Annotated in this window: 11 protein-coding genes; 3 read left to right on the top strand and 8 right to left on the bottom strand. The window is 51.1% G+C overall.

From position 1 onward, the window contains the following. Positions 1-152: 152 nt before the first annotated feature. From HRU79_04290 to HRU79_04255, 8 genes are all read right to left on the bottom strand, one after another. Entirely contained in the window at positions 153-1,967 is a 1,815-nt protein-coding gene (locus HRU79_04290) for an ABC-F family ATP-binding cassette domain-containing protein (protein ID QOJ25908.1), read from the bottom strand. Positions 1,968-1,974: 7 nt separating this feature from the next. Further along, positions 1,975-3,024, bottom strand: a complete 1,050-nt coding sequence (locus HRU79_04285; GenBank protein QOJ25907.1) for a CBS domain-containing protein — start codon at positions 3,022-3,024, stop codon at positions 1,975-1,977. After that, positions 3,024-3,644, bottom strand: coding sequence for a hypothetical protein (locus HRU79_04280; protein QOJ25906.1), 621 nt, complete (start codon positions 3,642-3,644; stop codon positions 3,024-3,026). The genes HRU79_04285 and HRU79_04280 overlap by 1 nt, the downstream gene beginning before the upstream one ends. Before the next feature lie 77 nt (positions 3,645-3,721). Further along, positions 3,722-4,207: a response regulator gene (locus tag HRU79_04275; GenBank protein QOJ25905.1), complete on the bottom strand. Its 486-nt coding sequence runs from the start codon at positions 4,205-4,207 to the stop codon at positions 3,722-3,724. After that, positions 4,204-5,676: a bacillithiol biosynthesis BshC gene (gene bshC / locus HRU79_04270; protein QOJ25904.1), complete on the bottom strand. Its 1,473-nt coding sequence runs from the start codon at positions 5,674-5,676 to the stop codon at positions 4,204-4,206. Before bshC ends, HRU79_04275 begins: the two co-directional genes overlap by 4 nt. Next, the gene (locus tag HRU79_04265; GenBank protein QOJ25903.1) at positions 5,673-7,223 is read right to left on the bottom strand and encodes a glycosyltransferase family 39 protein; all 1,551 of its coding nucleotides are present in this window, start codon (positions 7,221-7,223) and stop codon (positions 5,673-5,675) included. Before HRU79_04265 ends, bshC begins: the two co-directional genes overlap by 4 nt. Before the next feature lie 13 nt (positions 7,224-7,236). Next, the gene (locus HRU79_04260) at positions 7,237-10,263 is read right to left on the bottom strand and encodes an amidohydrolase family protein (protein ID QOJ25902.1); all 3,027 of its coding nucleotides are present in this window, start codon (positions 10,261-10,263) and stop codon (positions 7,237-7,239) included. Positions 10,264-10,277: 14 nt separating this feature from the next. Then, complete coding sequence (locus HRU79_04255; GenBank protein QOJ25901.1) at positions 10,278-11,528, bottom strand: S8 family serine peptidase; 1,251 nt, start codon at positions 11,526-11,528, stop codon at positions 10,278-10,280. Between the two features lie 21 nt (positions 11,529-11,549). Between HRU79_04255 and HRU79_04250 the strand changes: the two genes are divergently transcribed. The 3 genes from HRU79_04250 (at position 11,550) to HRU79_04240 (ending at position 13,346) form a co-directional block, all read left to right on the top strand. After that, a complete protein-coding gene (locus HRU79_04250) occupies positions 11,550-12,503 on the top strand; it encodes a DUF3078 domain-containing protein (protein QOJ25900.1) in 954 nt (317 codons plus the stop codon). A 227-nt stretch (positions 12,504-12,730) separates the two neighbouring features. After that, positions 12,731-13,048, top strand: a complete 318-nt coding sequence (locus HRU79_04245; GenBank protein QOJ25899.1) for a hypothetical protein — start codon at positions 12,731-12,733, stop codon at positions 13,046-13,048. Beyond that, complete coding sequence (locus tag HRU79_04240) at positions 13,002-13,346, top strand: transposase (GenBank protein ID QOJ25898.1); 345 nt, start codon at positions 13,002-13,004, stop codon at positions 13,344-13,346. Before HRU79_04245 ends, HRU79_04240 begins: the two co-directional genes overlap by 47 nt. The last annotated feature ends 10 nt before the right edge of the window (positions 13,347-13,356 follow it).

Here is a 13,356-nt window from a genome sequence, read left to right as displayed (position 1 = left end):
TTTTTGTGGAAACAAAGAGAAATCAATGACTTACCATTGGTTTCACAAACTCAATTCCTTGGCTTGCCACGGTTTAGCACAAAAAGACACCGACTGTGAGAATGGTTTCCCGAATAACGATGGGGGTCTGCAACCAAGGCCTGAAAGGGCAGCTATTCACTATCACTCAGGGCAAGCCACTGCTCGGTCAGACGTTCGATTTGCCCGCTGAGAGCAGCGAGCTGACCGGCAAGGTGTTCGGCCAGGGTGTAATGTGTAAGGGGGCTTGCCAGTTGCTGCTCGAGTTCGGCTTTCTCGGTTTCCAGGATGGTGATTTTTTCTTCGAGTTCGAGCATTTTTTTCTCATCCCAGGGTGTTCTTTTCCGTTTCCCGGCAGGGTAGGATGAGTCAGTGCTGGTACCGGTAGCGCGTGGTTTCCTATCCTGTTCCTGTGCAGCTCTGGGCTCGGACTTGTTGCCATTCCTGATTTCAGTTTTCTCAAGATAGTCGGAGTAATTGCCGGGAAATTCTCTGATGCGCTGGTTTGCTTCGAAGCTCCAGATCGTAGTGACTGTTTTATCCAGAAACGCGCGATCGTGGCTTACAATAAGCAGTACGCCTTTAAAGTACTGCAAATAGTCTTCAAGGGCATTCAGGGTAACGATGTCAAAATCATTTGTTGGTTCGTCCAGGAACAATACATTGGGGTTGCTCATCAGCACCCGAAGCAGTGCCAGACGCCGGCGTTCACCACCCGATAATGTTTGCACGTATGCGTTTTGCTGTTTGGCAGAAAAGCCAAACCTGTTGCAGAGTTCCCGTGCACTGATATAGCGTTCACGGCCAACGCCTACGTCGATGTATTCCGCAATTTCCCGAACGGAGCTTAGGACTGTTGCTGTTGACGGTAGTGGTTCCACTTCCTGTGCAAAGTAACCAAGATTAACAGTTTCGCCAATATTAATCCATCCTTCATCTGGCATCTGTTTGCCGCTCAGTATGCGTAACAGCGTACTCTTGCCTGCACCGTTTCTGCCGATGATACCGATTCGGTTTCCGGGCTGTGCGCGCCACCGGAACGAGTGGAAGAGCCCCTTAACACCAACATTTTCGGCATCAATAATCTTACCGCCAAGAAACCGATGCCCCAGTTCGATTTCGATATCGCGGAATGATGATGAAGGGGGCTCTGGTTCAAGCTGCTTTATCCAGTCGATTCTGCTTTTTTGTTTTTTGCGTTGTGCGCGTGCTCCCTTGGCCAGCCATGCCAGTTCTCGGCGGAGGGTGTTGCGCGCATGGGCCGACGTAGCCTCCTGAATTTGCAGCAGGCTTTCCTTGCGTTCAAGATACTTTTCGTACCCGCCGTCGTACAGCAGAATCCGCTGCTGATCAAGTTCGGCAATTCGTGTGCAGGCGGCATCAAGAAAGTAGCGGTCGTGCGTTACAACCAGAATACCCTTGCGCAAGGCAACCAGCTCGTCCTGCAGCCATTGCGTGGTGTCAGCGTCAAGATGGTTTGTTGGTTCATCTAACAGCAGAAGGTCTGCATCGGAGAGCATGGCACGTGCAAGAGCTACGCGCTTACGCTGTCCGCCCGACAGCGTGTGCACATCTGCTTCGGTGTTATTCATGCCGAGCTTACCCAATAAAATGCGTGCTGTTGTTTCACGCTGCCAGTACGCGTCGGTCTGCTTTACCACAGTAGTATCGCCGGTTGTGGAATGGTGCAGAACTGCCTGCAGTACAGTATGGCCGTCAGCAAAAACAGGGTTTTGATTTAAGTATTCAAATTTAGTATCACGCCGTCGTGCAATACTGCCGGAATCGGGCTCTTCAAGTCCGGCAATAATGCGTAGCAGTGAGCTTTTGCCAGCGCCGTTCCGACCGATAATGCCGATATGCTCACCGTCTTCCATTCCAAACGAAAGGTTGGTGAAGAGGGTTTTTTCGAAATATGTTTTTGATATGGAACTACAGCTAAACAGCACGGTGTAATTATTGTCCAGCTCCCACTGGCTGCTTTAGTGATTCGCGCTGGGCTATACGTGCGTCGCGCCGTTGTTTTGCAAGCTGGCGCAGGTCAACAACGTGGTCAGCTTCGTCAACAATTTCAGCCCCCAGCATGGTTTCAAGCACGTCTTCCATTGTTACCATACCTTCCACTCCACCATGCTCGTCCACAACCATAAACATGTGTTGTTTTTGCTGGAGGAATTGTTCCAGAGCACGTTCCAGGGTTATATTTTCAGGCATGAAGTGCACCTGGCGTTTAAGCTTGCCCAGTTCGGCGGTCTTGCGTCCGGCCAGAGCAGCCCGGAGGACGTCTTTTGCGAACACATAGCCAATAACGCTGTCGGGGTTGTTGCCTTCGTACACAGGAAAGCGCGAATACATCTGCAGTTCCGGCTTCTTTAAGGCATCTTCGACGGTGGTTGTTTCGGGCAACCCAAAAACTACGGTACGAGGAGTCATCACATCCTGAACCGCAATGCTGCTGAGTTGCATGATGTTCGACATAATGCGGTATTCACCCGGATCCAGAGCCCCTTCCTCACGTGCCGTTTCAACCAGAGCTTCCAGCTCTTCGCGTGCTTCCTCTTCGTCGGACTGATGCTTGGTAAGGCGCATCAGGATTCGGTAAAAGAAGCGAACGGGAAGCGAAACAATCCGAACGGTTGCCAGGAGATAGCCGGTGAAGCTCAGTGTATGTTCTGCATAACGTACACCCGCCGTGGAGGCTACAACTTTTGCGATGGTAAGAATAATTATCAAGCCAAGCATTTGCAGCAGAATCAGCAGCATGCTGCCGTCTGCCATCGTTGTTAATGCGATAGCCGCAGTAGTAACAGCTACAATATCAACAAGGCTTACCGATAACGTGGTTTCATCAATGTCATCGTACGCGGCACAAATTCTCTGAGCAACAGCCGAGCCTTCATCGGCCATGACGCTGATTACGCTTTGCCGCAGGTTTCTGAGTGACGCTGCAAGGTACTCGCACAGAGCACTGAGTATGATACCCAGAATAAGGAGAAGCGAGGCCATTAATTACTTCGGAATTCGTGGTCAACAATTGTAATTCGTCCGGGATACACTAATGGTCCGAAGGGCGTTCCAACTGTTGGCTGTGCATCCAGTTTTACGGTACTGGTAGAGCCATTGGCGCCCCCCAGTGCGAGTGCAAGGTTAATGATACCGTCGTAGCCACGGTCTTTATAAAACTGCATCAGGTCCATCGAAACGGCCAGGGGGATGGTTGTGGCTGCTGAAGTGCCGGGAATTTCGATTGGGCGTTCCAGATCGCCGCTGATGGTTTTAACGCCGTCGATCAGCAGGTTCCAATTAAAGCCGTTAAGAGTCAGGGGTGTAGAGCGGCTGCCGGCCTGACCGTTGTTGGGATTCCGGGCATCAACATTCAGAGTGAATGTTGCGGGAAGGCTACCCTTGCTGAATGCAGCCGCCAGTGATAGTGCGTCACTGACGCCTAGTTTCTTGGGGTCACTGATTTTTGATATGTCAACTCCGGCAAGTTTCATATTGGTAAGACCTGCGATTTTGAACTGCATCTTCTGCATCGAAGCAAGGCTGTTGGTGATATCGCGGATGCTGGCGCATGACGCCAGGAGAAGGAACGAGGCAGTCAGTAAAATCGAGTAGAATCGCATAGTAGAAATGGTTAGTGTTGTTAATAGTCGTTGTTGTCTGGCTCAAACAGCAGTTACATACGTGAGGGGCGTGCCGGCTACAGTCCCTCGGCGTTGATGAGTTCCCGGATACTGTCTGAAATCGGCTCACCGTGTTTATAGGCTTTAACAATGGAGCGGAGGTTATTGATTCGCTGACGGGACTGTGTTACTTCCACGTACAGCCGAACTTTTGTTGTGAGCAGCTTCTCGTCGATCGGTTTTGTGAGGAAGTCGTCAACACCGGCTTCGACGGCTTCTTCCAGTGTGCTAACATCGTTAAGAGCGGTAACCAGAATTACAGGTATCGAGGCGGTGGCAGGGTTTGACTTAATGGCCTTCGTGGTTTCGAAGCCATTGAGTTTTGGCATCATGACGTCCATAATCACAGCATCGGGGGTTATGGTTTTTAGCACTTCCAGGCACTCAACACCATCAAATGCCTCGGTTGTAACAAAACCAGTTGCTTCCATATACCTGCGCAGGAGCTTGGTGGTGATTCTGTTATCATCAACGATAAGAATATGTGGCTGACTTACACTCATGGTTGAAGGCCGGGCAGATCCGAAACTGCGACAATATGAAACTGGTGACGGGAATGTTGACAAATATGTTCAGCAAAACTACGCATTTCGTTGTTGCCAATTCTAGCCTGCCAGAGAGCGAGAGGAAAAATGCGTTCGTTTAAATGTCCGCCCGGATAGATCCTCCACCATAGCTGGTGCAGCCTGTCCACCGATTCGGCATTCTTCTTTTTAAGTCCGGCCCGAAGTCGTGCCGACAGATTTTCAAGAGCCGTGGTTATCGCTGCCTGTGCAGCACCAACCGTTTTCTCCAGTGTAACATCAATCCTTCCGGCGGCGTTCAGATAGGGGGCGATGAGCTTCTCTACCGTGGCTGCCGGAAGGTCGGGTACGAGGTTCTCGGCAAGTGCGGTAACTTCTGAACGCTCAAGTTCTTCCCAGGGTACAAAAAAGGCGGGTACGTCGATGGTGGTTTTCCCCAGGGAGCGCTCTGCTTTTGCGTCGAGCAAACAGGTATGATGACGCAGCACCAGTTCCGGCTGAGTAAGGTTAACGAGGGGGTAGGCATAGGCCAGCTGCTGTTGATATCGCCATTCAGCCATGCCTAAGACTGTTGCAGTGGTGTTCAGGTATAGGTCCTGAACCAGCGGACGTCCCATCACGTTTGGCGAGAAGCATTCTGGTTGTGCTTCGGCAATACTTTTCAGCTCTGTGGGCGTGAACCGCCGTCCTTCGGGTGTACTAAAACCGGAGCCGGTTCGGTGCAGCCTGGTCCGCTGGCCATTCAGGTGCACAAAGAACAGGGTTTCAGGCGCCTGTGCCTGCAAGCTGTATCCCTGGGCAGCGATCTCTGTGGATCGCTCTCTGATTGCATCGGCAAGGTCAGACTGCTCCAGGTCACGCAACACAAGAGGCAGGTGGATGCCGCTGCGCAACACGCTGGAAGCGCGGACGACTTCTATGTTCCAGGCATCCAGATACGGTTGCAGTATGTCCAAAAAACAGTCTGCCCATGATCTGCCTACGGTGTACACCCGCAGCAGGTTTTCCCGTACAGCATCTGCGTTACGTCCGTCGAACCCTGCAATCGCCTGGGTGATTTCGGCAACGTTCTGTTCCGAGATGGTTCTGTTATACACCGGCAGCCGGTCAGCCGAAGCGCTGATTGTACGTTTTTGTAATAATAACGACTCCGATGGAACAAAGGCACTACCAGCTTCAGCGGCGTCATGATCAACATCTTCAAGCCAGAAAACGGTTCGCGAGGGTTTGCCGGTAGCGGCGCTGATTTCGGCCGACAACGAGGCTGCAGAACAGATTTTTAGAAGAGTGTATAGTGGGCCGCCAAACAAACCAACCTGCTGGCCGGTGACAACGCAGGGGAAACGTCCGTCAGCAATGGTCCACCGTGTTTGTGAACTACCAACGGTAGCAAGGTAGTCGGCAATCTGGGGTGCAGGTTTGATAACAGAGAGCGGATATGAAGTCATTTCACTCTTTGAAAGATAAAAAAGGATGCTATGGTGTCGGTACAGGTAAATGAGGATGTTAGGGGGCTAAGCAGTGCGGGGTGCTGATGTATTGCCTGCCATGATGTTAATGTGTGGAGTGTTACGCCTTCGGCAACATCGTTCGTGTCAACAACTACCATATCCGCACCGCTGATAATCTCTCCGGCCCGGTTAATCCAGCTCTGTCCCGCACCAACGCCAAGATAGAAGTGTGCATCGGCAAACGGACCAACGTGCTTTGTAGGCAGGAACGGAATTATCGGTGTGGCCAGTTCCGATACAACCAAAACTCTGCTGGTTTCAGTAAGGTTTGTGTTCAGGTATTGTTCAAGTTGCCGGAACTCCAGGTAGTGTCTGTCATCACCTTCGCCACGGGTGAGGTATGCATCAAACGCCAATGGGTTGGATACAGTGGCACCTGCCAGCCGCGCGATATTGAACCAGCGGGGTAATGGCGAGAGGATGAGTCCTGCAAGAATTGCGGAAACAATCGTTAGCCTTGCCATTGCACCGGTGATACCAAGGTATTGTCGGACATCGGCCAGCACGACAGGTAAACCGGCACCAAATACAATGGCAAACGGTAACAGCAGTCTGGAAAAATGATACATCTGGTATTTGCCTTCCAACATCACAGTTGCCACTAGCATGATGCCAAAAACAACAACGCTCCGAACCAGTGGAGTGCGACTACGAAGTACACCGGTGATGGCAACATAGCAGCCAAGCAACGATAATGCATCGCCAAAGAATTTTGACGTTAGCTTGAGCCCAACAGTTGCCTGACTAACAAATGATCCGCTGCTGCCTGCGTACACCCTGAGATAGTCCACAATCTGAATAAAGCCGTTCCGCGTATCATCGTCAATGGCAAATGGCCATACCGCAACAGCCAGCGTGACAATGGCCACACCGGCTACACGTGCAACGGTTATGAAGGCAGAACCGAGTGCAACCCCTCGTAAAATAAAAACAAGGATTGCAGCGGGACCAATGATGGCTAATGGATACTTCAGCAGGAAGGCAATGGCACAGCATATACCAATAAGGGTGTCGCGCGCAGCTCCGGGTCGAAGGGTAACTGCATACAAGGTGCAGACTGCAAAAAAGCTAAAAACGGACTCAGCCTGAGCAGTGCCAGTATGACCCAACGACGTGTAGGCAATCGTATAAAAAATTACGGTGCCTGCCTGTGTTAAACGCGATGTACCAATGTGACGTAGGAAGAGCAATAAGGTGGCTACGGTTAGCACCTGCCACAACACATCGAATAGGCGGATGGCGGTGGGTGTGCCACCAAACAGTGATCCTCCGATTCCATAGAACAGATAAACGAGTGGGGGCTTTACATCGATAAAGTCGTGGTACAACGAGCCACCCTCAAGAAGAGTCCTGCCGCCACGGTAAAACGTTGCCTGGTCTGCTCCTAATGGCATCGCCAGGGTAGGCAGGAGCAGAATCACGGCCGAAGCCAGCAACAGCCAGAAGAACGTATCACACGATAGGGCTCGAACCCAAGTGCTCATTCCCCGGATGGTTCTATTCACCGCCACGCATCTCGTCGGTGATGGTGTCACAATGGTATTCCTCATCCTCCTGGCTGTGTGTGGCAGCAGGCGTCCCCCCGCGAGCGATGGCTGTTAGGGCTTCCTGCTCCAAGGTTGAACGGAGTGCAGCATCTCTGGCTCTGAGGATGGCATCGGCATCGATTGAAAAAAGCTCACGACCCTCTACAAAGGTGTGTTCGACTTTTGCCATATTCGAGAGTGGATTGGCTGACCAGACAACGACATCGGCATCCATTCCGTTTTTCAGTGTGCCAACAAAGGAGTTCACATTCATTTGTACGGCAGGGTTGACAGTAACAAATTTTAATGCATCGGCTTCGGCAACACCTCCGTAGCTCACGCTTTTACCGGCTTCCTGATTTAACCGCCGGCCCATTTCAGCGTCATCACTATTGATTCCAACAAGCAGGCCTTGCTCGTGCATAATGGCGGCGTTCTGAGGAATTGCATCATACACTTCAAATTTATATGCCCACCAGTCAGAAAACGTATTCACGTGAGCTCCGTGCTGTTTGAGTTCCGACGCAACTTTATAACCTTCAAGAATATGGGTGAAGGTGGAGACTGTAAAGCCAAATTCTTCAGCTAAACGAATCAGCATTAAAATTTCACTCTGCTTATAGCTGTGACAATGCACATTACGTTTGCCGTTGAGTACCTCGACAAGAGCATCAAGCTGCAGATCACGGCGCACGGGCAACCCGCCGACCGAGGCTTTTGTGCACCGTTGTTCGTACTCTCGGGCGGCAGCAAATGCATCACGCATTATTTCTTCAACACCCATCCGGGACTGCGGGTACCGAATTACATAATCGTCGCCCCAGTTGCTTTGTTTAACATTTTCGCCAAGAGCGAACTTGATTGTCGGCGTAGCGTTATCCTGCTTTAACCCCTCTGCGTTAGCTCCCCAGCGCATCCGAATGGGTTGGGTTTGTCCGCCGATAGGGTTTGCCGATCCGTGCAGAGCGTGGCTGAATGTAACGCCGCCAGCAAGCTGACGGTAGATGTTAATATCGTCGGGATTAAGAACGTCGCCAATTCTGACTTCAGAGGTAACGGCATGTGCACCTTCGTTCACACCGCGTGAAATCGCGATATGTGAATGCTCGTCGATTATCCCCGGTGTGATGTGTTTACCAGAGCAGTCAATAGTAGATGCACCGGAAAGCCCCTTGCCAATTCCGACAATCTTGCCGCCTGATATTGCAACATCGGTATTGTACAAAATGCCTACACTGTCACACGTCCACACAGTTGCATTTTTTAGTACAATGTTCAGTTGTTTTGGTTGTTGGTCATAGCCGAAGGGCCCAAGGGGAATGGTAGGAGGCAGGGGAAGGCGTTTACGCGAGGTCTCAGCCTGAACCTGTTTGGTGGTATCGGGACCTCTGCGCTGCAGCATACATTCGGCCCAGGTACCGTTAGGGCTGTAAAACGTACCGCGCATCATAATGCTATCAAGCGTTGCGGTCACCCGTGCCGTACCTGGCAGACCCAGCGTTGAGGTTTGAATGGTAAACGTAAGCCTGTTATTCAGGATCTCGGCAGACGGTATTGTTGTACCCGAATCCCCAACCACGGTAACTGACGGTTTAGCAGAGCTGCCACCAATGGTGATGGTAAGCGGTTTTAGAAGGGCAGCAGTTGACAGCGTCCACGTCCCCCGTGTATTTACTGCCGGAACGGGATTTACAGTAATGTATTCACCGTTAACCACAACACCGTGCACCTGGGTCCCTGTTGTAAAGCACGGTTTGCTGAAGATAGTAAGATTGGCAAGTTTTCCCGGAGCAATTGTACCAATGGTGTTGTCCGCACGCAGCATCCGGGCAGGGACGGTTGTCAGCGCGGCGAGTGCTGTGACTGAATCAAGACCGAGTTTGACCATTGACTGTAGGTTGGCAAGAGCCTCGGACGGATCCTTGCAGCCGTTCGACGTAAAGGCGAAGGTGCAGCCCGCACTATCCAGCAGTCTGGGATTATCGGGAGCCCAGTACCAGTGTATCAGATCTGTCAGCGGGACATCACGAGCAGCAATGGGATCGCGTACATCGGGGACAGCCGGCAGGTTGAGTGGCAGGATCAGAGCAGGCTTCAGTGCGGCTATGTCTGCCAACCTGCGGTACTCCTTCCCGCTACCTCTGACGATGATCTGAATACCCGCCTCCTCTGCAATCGCAAGCCACCGGGCCACATCGTGCTCAGTCTGGGCTGCGGCAACAAACGGCATATCCTGGTGTACTGCTGAGGCTAAAGCTTCGAGTGATACGTTGATTTCAGGTATGTCGGCTGTGGGTGTTCCCTTTTTCTTCATGCTCTCTGCGTACCAGACTGCATCGAAAAAGGTTTGCCTGAGAAGGGCGATTGAACCCATGAGCGACGTAGGGTATGGCGTCTTCGACGTTCCTTTTTCAAATCCAAGAGTCTGTGCCGCTCGGGGTTCAATGATATATGGAGTTACTGGGCCCGGGTGTAAACTGATGACCGATGCATATCCGGAAAAAATACCATCGTGAGAACTAACGCTTGCAGTTGTAAAACCGGCATTATAAAAACCTTTAATATTATCGTTGGAGAGTTGCAGCCGATCAAGGATCATGCCTTCCGGTCTGACTGCCTGATTCCAGTGCCGTGCTCCCACAGTTGGGGGCGTGACCGGTCCCTCGTCATCACTACCAGCATCAGCGGCTCCTTTCCCATCCTGCAGGGCCTTAACGTTTACGAATGCATCAATAAAGCCTGGATAAACCCAAGCCCCTTTCAAATCACGCACATCGGCACCCTGAGGGATTTGCAGTTTCTCACCAACGGCAAGAATTTGTGAATTGCGGACAATCACAACGGCATTAGAGATAATTCTTCCCGGTTCTGGAACGGCAGTGCAGTTTACATAGGCAATCAGCCGCTTAACCGGAGAGTGTAAATCCAGAACCGGAGCAGTAGGAATCTGGGCTGATGCGACGGAGGCAACGAGGATGGCAAGAAGGAATCGTAACATAAAAAAAGTGAGTATTAGGCTGCCTGGTGTTCAACCTTTGCCAGTGCCGAGCAATAAGCAAGGGCCGCATGCTGATCAACGACTCCGGCGCCCTGAATCAGGCGGGGAACGTCCGGCAGGGGTTTGGCGGTATGGGTGAGTATGGTTTTTATCTGCTCTGGTGTAAGATCCGGTTTCAGCGCCACCATCTGTGCAACAATGCTTGCCACTATAGGTGCTGCGAACGATGTACCATCGACCATTTTGTAATACGGGGCAATAATCTGTTCGAGGTTAATTCTGTTGTCGATAGCGTTTCTGAGTTCGGCAATATCCCGAGAGGTCCATACGCTCAGAGGAATTCCGGTATACGGGAGAAGCCGAGGTGCCGTCTCCAGGAGCATTGAATCGGTTAGTGCATCAAGTGCGCTGAGAGCTGCCGCTTCTTCTTGTTCCGTTGTTCCCGGCAGTATCGGACCCGGCAGGTAGATTGCCGGTGCAATTACATCCGGTTTTTGAACCCCCAGCTCCGTGATGCCAAACGTGCTATGGTACATTTCTTTATCAGATTCAAGAAGTGTATTCTTGTCGTCAAGACCACCCACGGCAATTCCCAGAGGAGCTGCAGCCGGAGGTCTGATTGGCGCACGCGGATTGTTGCCGGTAGCCGAAACAACGCAAATTCCCTGTTCAACAAGGTTGGTTACTGCCCGGTTCACAGGATGGGCAAGTGTATGTTCGATTTCATCGGCGTACACACTGATGTTAACCACCCGGATGTTGTGTTCTGCAGCCAGCCGACCAATGATTTCGAGGGCGCATACGATTGAATCAGTTGTTACCCGATTCTTCTCGTTCATGGTACGAACCAGGAGCACAGTGCTTTCAGGAGCCAGCGACGAGTACATTCCGCCCGATAAGTAGCCATTGCCCGCCGCTGTACATGCCGTCATCGTACCATGCCAGTGGCGTGCTGTCACTGGAACTTCAGGAACCTCTATGTGTACTGTATTGTGAACGGCATCCGCATACCCAACAATTCTGTTGTTCGGCAATGTAAGGTCGGGGTGGGCCATAAAATCGCTATCAACCATAGCGATACACACGCCACGACCAGTAGCGCTGACATTTGCTTTCATCCGTACCGGTAATGGCAGGGCGGGTTTAACAGAGAGCGGACGGGCCATAGATACTGCAAAATTAGAGACAGAAAGGGGTATCGTGGGGGCTGCTCCGGCAGATACCGGACGACGTGTAGGAAGAAAGCCGATAAATTTGCACTTCACTGATTTTTAAAAAGGACACACATGACATTCCGTAATCTACATCTTGCCATACTTGTTGCCTTGCTTGTACCGGCTGTGGCATCTGCTCAGCTTGACGCTGCGGTTGCAACTGATTCACTATCAAACAAAATCCGTCACCTGAGTGCCGACAGTATCCCGTGGAAGCTAAAAGGTGTTTTTGGTGCCGGATTAAACGCTACCCAGCTGTCAAACTGGATGGGTGGTGGACTAAACTCAACAACCATTCGGGGTCTGATTCTTGGCAGTGCCACCTATGCAGCAAATTCGTTGTCGTGGGAAAACACCCTTGACTTAGGGTATTCACTTACAAAACTCGGCGGTGCAGATTTCCGTAAGGCCGATGACAGAATTATTCTTGGGAGCAAGGCCTCGGTCAAACAGAATGACTGGGTGCGATATACTGCCTTTATTGATTTCAGAACCCAATTCTACATTGGTAGTAATTATGACGTTCCTGACACAACATCGTCCAGTGGATTCAAGAAAATCTCAAATCTCATGGCTCCGGGTTACCTTACCGCATCGCTAGGTGTTGAGTTTACGCCGCGTAATGAATTTAAACTCCTGGTAGCTCCGATTGCCTCACGTTCCATCTTTGTTCTGGATGATGACCTCTCGGCCCAGGGTGCCTTTGGAGTAGATCCGGGTGACAGTTTTAAAAATGATATTGGTGCTCTGGTGAATGCTACACTTGATTGGGAGATTATGAAGAATGTAACATGGCGGAACCGGCTGAATATGTTTGCCAGATATAGCAACATCAACTACTGGGTAGTAACCGACGAAAATGTTTTCTTAATGAAGGTAAATGACTTCTTGTCGGTCGGCCTTCTTACCGATATTTTTTATGATCACAAAGTTCCCGTTACACGAGATAACGGAACAGTTGGTCCGGCAACTCAGCTCCGCAATCAATTAGTAATTGAATTTAGATACGAGACAGCGAATTTCTAAATACGTTGCCCGGATGTTTAAGCATGCCGGGCAACTACGATCGTAAACATCCCACACTCGAGTTGTGCGTTGCATCACCAGTCGAATCGCTGGCGAGACGGACGTGATGTGCCCAGGAGCAAGCCAATGCTAGACGATGTCCGGAAGTTAGTTGACAATAAAGAGGCTCGCTTTGCCGATGGTAATTTGGAGAAACTAAACAACCAAACACCAAACAAAGGAGCCCCATGCGGTTCAAACATACGCACCCTGAACGTATTGCGGCAATTGAAACACTAGCGGAGTTGGCAGGTGACGAAGTCGCGGCGCTTGTGTTACATCATCTGGAGCTGAGCAGACATGTTGGCGTTCAGTTGATGGAACGGGAGGTGACGCACCTAGCCGGGGAGCGTCATAGTCATGACAAGCCTCACCAGGGTCCCTACAGTCGCTGGGGACGTAATCCTGGCAGTCTTGCTGTAGGCGGACAGACGCTGTCGGTGGCAGCACCCAGAGTGTATGATGCAGAAACAGGGAAGACGTTTTCTGCCACAGATCTACCATGACTTACACCAGGCCGCTGAGCCACCGACGTATGGTATTGTGGCGTTGTTTCGAGGTCTTGGCAGCCGCAATCTGGAGCTGGTTACCGAAGCATTGATGGATTCATTTGGACTCTCAAAGAGTCGGGTTTCTGAGCTCTTCGTTGAACATAGCACTGCGATCTTGGAAGAGTTTCTTCAGCGTCGCCTTGACGAGTCAACCTATGTGGCGGTCTTCATCGACGGAAAGTGCATACAGGGTCAGAACATCGTCTCGGTTATTGGCGTAACTGAAGTCGGGGAGAAGTATCGCTGGGGCTAACCCAATGTAC

It is taken from the genome of Ignavibacteria bacterium (assembly GCA_015709655.1).
GTDB lineage: Bacteria > Bacteroidota > Ignavibacteria > Kapaibacteriales > Kapaibacteriaceae > OLB6.
This window is presented reverse-complemented; position numbering and strand designations above follow the sequence as displayed.

Coding starts and splice junctions, on each gene's coding strand:
- HRU79_04285 (QOJ25907.1), bottom strand. CDS start 3,024: ATGGCCTCGCTTCTCCTTATTCTGGGTATCATACTCAGTGCTCTGTGC.
- HRU79_04280 (QOJ25906.1), bottom strand. CDS start 3,644: ATGCGATTCTACTCGATTTTACTGACTGCCTCGTTCCTTCTCCTGGCG.
- HRU79_04275 (QOJ25905.1), bottom strand. CDS start 4,207: ATGAGTGTAAGTCAGCCACATATTCTTATCGTTGATGATAACAGAATC.
- bshC (QOJ25904.1), bottom strand. CDS start 5,676: ATGACTTCATATCCGCTCTCTGTTATCAAACCTGCACCCCAGATTGCC.
- HRU79_04265 (QOJ25903.1), bottom strand. CDS start 7,223: ATGAGCACTTGGGTTCGAGCCCTATCGTGTGATACGTTCTTCTGGCTG.
- HRU79_04260 (QOJ25902.1), bottom strand. CDS start 10,263: ATGTTACGATTCCTTCTTGCCATCCTCGTTGCCTCCGTCGCATCAGCC.
- HRU79_04250 (QOJ25900.1), top strand. CDS start 11,550: ATGACATTCCGTAATCTACATCTTGCCATACTTGTTGCCTTGCTTGTA.
- HRU79_04245 (QOJ25899.1), top strand. CDS start 12,731: ATGCGGTTCAAACATACGCACCCTGAACGTATTGCGGCAATTGAAACA.
- HRU79_04240 (QOJ25898.1), top strand. CDS start 13,002: ATGATGCAGAAACAGGGAAGACGTTTTCTGCCACAGATCTACCATGAC.